Genomic DNA, 1349 nt, shown 5'->3' on the forward strand with positions numbered 1-1349 from the left:
GGTTCTTCGTCACTTCACGTGGATTTGGCCTGATCGAATAGGCGGCCCACCGGGCTGCCAATCAGGTAGATCATGGCGATAAAGTTGGCCTCGTTCCGGTAGCCACGTGCTCGTGACCGAGCCGCTTGGAACAGACCATTCATTCCTTCCAGTCTTGCGTTCGTCAGTCCCGAGAGCCAGCGTCTGACCACCGCGTCGGCGTGCCGCTCAAGCGTCGCCAGGGCTTTCCCCATCGGCTTCAGCAGTGACTTTTCAGACACCGCCGCCTGCATGACCTTGAGGTAGTTCGTGATGCGCCACCGAGCCGCTCTGGGCGTCGGAGCCTTCTGGATCCAGCGTAGCTTCTCCTTGATCACCCAGGCATCGGCCGTGGCGCTCTGATCGGCCACCAACTCCTGGAGCGCCGAAAGCTGTTTGGGTGTCAGGTTCTTGTTATCCAGGTTCTTCAGCAGGGCCCAGCGCAGCGACTTGGGGTGCCCCTGCTCCCGGCGCTCTTTCTTGCGTACCTCGTCCAGCCGCTTGGTGAAGGTCTGTACGATATGGAACCAGTCGACCGTTACCTCGGCCTTGGGAAGGTGCTCGGTCACGCCGCTAAGGAAGGCTGGCGACATATCGCAGACGACCTCGACCACATTATTCGGGTCGCCGCCATGGGCCGCCAGGAAGGCGCTGAAAGCCTGGATGGCATCCTTGCCGCAGCCTGGGACGGCAAAGATAACCGGTTCCCGCTTGCGCTGCATGTCGAGGAACACCGTGACATAGCGATGACCGCGCCGGGAGGCGGTTTCGTCCACGCCGACCGTCACCACCTTGGACAGATCCAGTTCCCCCAACATGCGGCCAACGTAGTGGTGCACGATGCGCCATAGTCGTTTGTCGGAAATCTCCAACTGGCGGGAGACGGCCAGTACCGGCATCTCCTTGACCAGTGACATGGCCGCTTGCTCGAACAGCAGGGTAAAGTCGCTGCCCGGCCGGGCCCAGGGCACCTCTATGCGCTTGACGCCATGGTCAGGACACTTCGTGCGCGGCACGCGAGCATGCAGGTAACAGTGATGCTGAAAGAAGTTCAGATGCCGCCAGGTTTTGTCGGCAAAGTCATGAGCTTGGCAGGCCTTACCACATTCTGGGCAGGGATAGAGACTGCCTCGCTCCGCCTCGACATAGAGGTCCAGGCGGTGGGGCGACACGGCGGTATCCAGGTACTGGTTCTTGAGGATCCAGGGCGCTTCCAAGCCCAGGCCGAGTGTTAGAATCTGGGTGCCGTCCATGTCATACCTCCTGCCGCTGTGGAGGTCATATTCTGGCCCAGCTCAGGGGGCGAATTCCACACCCAACGTCGAAGAGCC

The 1349-nt window shown here is 61.0% G+C and carries 1 protein-coding gene; it reads right to left on the reverse strand.

What is annotated here, in order from left to right; genetic code table 11:
• Positions 1-14: 14 nt before the first annotated feature.
• A complete protein-coding gene (locus INT21_RS15120; RefSeq protein ID WP_193061152.1) occupies positions 15-1271 on the reverse strand; it encodes an ISL3 family transposase in 1257 nt (418 codons plus the stop codon).
• Between the last annotated feature and the right edge of the window lie 78 nt (positions 1272-1349).

Origin of the sequence: Halomonas sp. 3F2F (assembly GCF_014897805.1) — a bacterium.
GTDB lineage: Bacteria > Pseudomonadota > Gammaproteobacteria > Pseudomonadales > Halomonadaceae > Vreelandella.